The organism is Thermoanaerobaculia bacterium (assembly GCA_035260525.1).
GTDB lineage: Bacteria > Acidobacteriota > Thermoanaerobaculia > UBA5066 > DATFVB01 > DATFVB01.
This window is the reverse complement of record DATFVB010000224.1, coordinates 1-3,805: the sequence shown is the minus strand read 5'-3', so window position 1 is coordinate 3,805 and position 3,805 is coordinate 1. Positions and strand designations below refer to the sequence as shown.

Sequence of the window (3,805 nt, the reverse complement as noted above, 5' to 3'; positions counted from 1 at the left end):
ACCAACCCTTCGCGACCTCAGCCGCCATGATGCGCATGGCTTCATCCCGGGGGAGGGCCGCGCGGTAGACCCGGGCGGTCGTCAGGGCGTCGAAGATATCGGCGATCGTCGTCACGCGCGCCGTGAGCGGAATCGCTTCTCCATTGATGCCGTCCGGATACCCCGATCCATCGATCCGTTCGTGGTGGAAATATACGACGTCGAAGGCGCGGCCCAGCGTCTTCATGTGGGCGATCAAGTTCCGGCCTTCGACCGGATGGCGTTTTATTTCTTCGAACTCTTCGGGCGTCAATTTTCCCGGCTTGAGGAGGACGCTGTCGCGGATCGCGATCTTTCCGAGGTCGTGAAAGAGCCCTCCATGCTGCACGGCCCAGAGCTCCTCCCCGCGCAAGCCGATTCTCGAACCGAGGCTTCCCGCATAAAACGACACACGCTCGCTATGGCTCGCCGTGTAAGGATCGCGGGCGTCGATGGTGCGGGCGAGCGCAACGATGACGCGCTCGGCGTCTTCGAGCGCGTCCGTCACCAATTTCAGCTTCACGAGCGATCGGACGCGAGCGGTCAGCTCCTCGGGCGAAAAAGGCTTTGCGATGAAATCGGTTACTCCGCCCTCGATCGCCTGGAGCCGATCGATTTTCGAGGCGGTCCCGGTCAGCATGACGACCGGGAGGAGGCGGGTTTCGGGATTTGCGCGGATCGCGGCGAGGACCTCGTGGCCGCTTCGCCCGGGGAGCTGGACGTCGAGCAGAACGACGTCGGGAGAAAGGGCGAAAACCTGGCTTAGACCGTCGTCGCCCGACCCCGATTCCCAGACTTCGTACCCTTCTCGCCGAAGGAGACGACCGAGAAGCTTGCGGACCTGCTCGTCGTCATCGACGACGAGGATTCGAGAATGGAGAACCCCACTCTCATCCCGCATGAGATTTCCCCTTCCTGAGCCTTCTGCTGCCACGAGTTGAAGCAAGTCTACCAGCCGCGCCCTGCCGGCGTCATGTCTTCAGAGTTCCCTTCATCCGAAACGTTGGTGACTCAACCATCGTGTGAACGTAAGGCTCTCCTCAACCCTTTCATCGCCGGACCGGAGATTAGGGGACACTTTTTCGCCGTTGAAGATTCCGACGGCAGGGGCCGAGAGCTTCAACTCCGGCTTCTTCTCTTTTCTGCGAAGATCGTACGCCGGCGACGGACTGAGCCCCTCATCGCCCCTCCCTTTTCCACCGGCCGTCAACCCACCGGGATACCTCGCAGATTCGGCCCTCGACCGCGTCCGCCGTGCCGCACGGGCAGGAGAAGTCGGGCACGATCTCGTGGCGCGGGCGCGGCTCGACCCGCACGACGAAGATCTCGCCGCACCGGCACTCGATCCGGACCGGAATCCAGCCCTCGCGCTCCATCGCTCACCGGTTCTCATCGCCGGTCCCCGATTTCGGGGACACGCAAAGTGCTACTCTGTTGCCTTCAATGTCTCCGGGAAAGCCCGTGCTCGTTGTCGAAGACGACGGGGACTCCTGCTCGGCGCTCATCGAGATGATGGCGCTCGAGGGAATCCCGGCCGTCGGCGCGGGCAATGGCGCCGAGGCGATCGACCGTTTCAACGAAGGACTTCGCCCCTGCGCCATCGTGCTCGATCTGAACCTTCCCTTGATCGACGGGAGCGGCTTCCTGAAGATGCGCCGGATCGATCCGGAGCTCGCGCGGATTCCGGTGCTCGTGATCACGGGGGCCGACAAGACGATCAGCGATTTCCCCGATATGAACGTCGTCGCGGTCTTCCGAAAGCCCTTCGACCCGCTGTTGGTGGTCGACGCCGTTCGAGCATTTCGCGGACGGAGCTAAGTGCCCCTCCCCGGAAATACGGTGCCATTTGCGCCTGCGGCTTGCGGAGGATGGCCAGACGCGTCGCGGGAGCAGATGCCGTTTGCATCGGGCCCGCGACGCAACGCCGCCATCGTTCGCAATGTGCGGGCGCCCTTCGGGTTCGGGCGGCGCGGGGCAATCTGCGGCGCCGCCGCGACTCGACGATGGCAATGCATCGCCATCGTCGCGGCGACTGGCAGCTTACCCCGCGGCGCTCCGAACAAATGTCACGGTATTTCCGGGGAGGGGCACTAAGGCAGATTCTGGTTCCGATCCCGGCGGGCGAGCCTGGACTCGTGAGAATCGCGCGTGCCGGGCGGATGCTCCGGAGCGGAGAAAGTTCGGCGGTTGGCGCCTTCGATCGGCGCCAACCGCGAGCTCCAGAAAGCCGGGGAGGTTCGAGTCCGTCGTGCTAACGGGTGGCCAGGAAAGCGTGCGTCTTCCCGAGCGAGTCCACGTACAAACCGACGACGTTGCCGAGCGGGTTGATGCTGTAGACTTTCGTCTGTGATGCCTCCGGGAAGTCGATGGCGGTGAACGCGTTGCCTTTCAGGACGAAGCCTCTGAATGCCGTCGCCGGGGCGCCATTGAGCTTGTAGATCCCGACGATCTCGCCCTGGGGGTTGACGTCCCAGGCCTGGGTGAAGTTGCTGTTCGGGATCGTGAAGCTTGTGAACACCCCGTCCACGACCGAGTAGCCCGACGGAATACCCGGGTTGTACCAGCCGACGATCATCTCGAGGTCCGGCGTCGCGCCGTTGTCCATGGACGAGTTTGCATTGCGCTCTTCATAGACGCCGTTGCCGACGATCATTCCCTTCATCGTCGACCCCATGTTTCCATCGTGAATGCATCCGAGGATCATCCCGTCCGGCAGGATTCGCTGGGCGATCGAATGGAGATGCCCGTGCTCGTCAAGGGGAGTGAACACTCCGTCCGTCGTCAACAGGTACCCGTGGATGCCGATCTGGTACGCCGCGTCCCCGGGAACACCCCAGAAGTTGCCGACGATTTCACCCGTCGGGCTGATGCCGCGGGCGTCGGTTCCCGTCGCGAGTCCCGCCGCGACGTCGGGGTAGTCGATCGTCTGGTAGTCACCGGCCGCCCTCCGCAGGAAGCCATGAGTCCCGATGGAATCGGTGAATTGCCCGACGATGTTTCCCTGCGGGTCGATGCCCCAGGCGGTCGCCGATGTCGCGCCGGGGGGATCGATGGTCCGGTAGGTGGTGGCGGGTCTCCCCTGCGCCAGCGCGCTGCCGGCGCCCAGGAGCAGACCCATCGCCGAGATCATGAGAAAACGTGACGATCGCATGGGGTAGCCCTCCTTCGGCTCGAGGGCTGGGCCACCCACGGCGCGGCGGAGATCGGTTGCCGATTCGCGCCTCGACGTGGTGTTGGATCGAGCATGTCCCAGCCCGTGATGAACACGATGACGTGAATGCCGGGATCCGTGCCGTACCGAAGGGCACGTCCCGGCCGAAAGGATCGAGCCTGCCGGGGTTGCCGGAGACGACGCCGCCGCGGCGGCCGCCCCGGACCGGGGAAGAAGGATCTTGCGTTTCATCGCCCTTCTCATTTCGCCTCCACGGTACCGGGAGGCTTCCCGGGAAGTCTTGAGATTGGCCTGAGGATCGTCTGCAGTTCTGATGGCGTCCGGCCGGCCTCCAGTTGCTGAGGCTGACGTTTCGGGATTCTCAGGACAGAGAGCCGCAGAGCGTGAGCGAGGTCCGGTTCACGGTTTCGTCAGGAGGCGGCGAGGGAATCCCGGCCGCACGGAGCCGGCGGGGCTAAAATGCGAACACAAGCGTGCGCCTGCAATTCAATGGGTTCGTCTTCGATTCGGAAACTCGCCAGCTTTCCGGCAGCGCGGGACTCCTCCACCTCTCCCCGAAGGCTTTTCGGTTTCTGGAGATACTTCTCGAGAGCCGACCCCGTGCGCTGTCGAAGG

The 3,805-nt window shown here is 63.9% G+C and carries 4 protein-coding genes; 1 reads left to right on the top strand and 3 read right to left on the bottom strand.

Annotation, left to right across the window (positions count from 1 at the left end; translation table 11 throughout):
- Together VKH46_11520 and VKH46_11515 are read right to left on the bottom strand one after the other, a co-directional pair.
- Window positions 1-919: HD domain-containing phosphohydrolase (locus VKH46_11520; protein HKB71465.1), on the bottom strand; the 919-nt coding region annotated here is incomplete at its 3' end.
- A 277-nt stretch (window positions 920-1,196) separates the two neighbouring features.
- Entirely contained in the window at window positions 1,197-1,394 is a 198-nt protein-coding gene (locus VKH46_11515; GenBank protein ID HKB71464.1) for a hypothetical protein, read from the bottom strand.
- 85 nt (window positions 1,395-1,479) lie between these two features.
- Here VKH46_11515 and VKH46_11510 point away from each other — a divergent pair, with 85 nt between their 5' ends.
- Window positions 1,480-1,836, top strand: a complete 357-nt coding sequence (locus VKH46_11510) for a response regulator (protein HKB71463.1) — start codon at window positions 1,480-1,482, stop codon at window positions 1,834-1,836.
- A gap of 433 nt (window positions 1,837-2,269) precedes the next feature.
- Here the strand turns inward: VKH46_11510 and VKH46_11505 are convergent, their stop codons facing one another.
- Window positions 2,270-3,136, bottom strand: coding sequence for a hypothetical protein (locus VKH46_11505; GenBank protein ID HKB71462.1), 867 nt, complete (start codon window positions 3,134-3,136; stop codon window positions 2,270-2,272).
- Window positions 3,137-3,805: the final 669 nt, after the last annotated feature.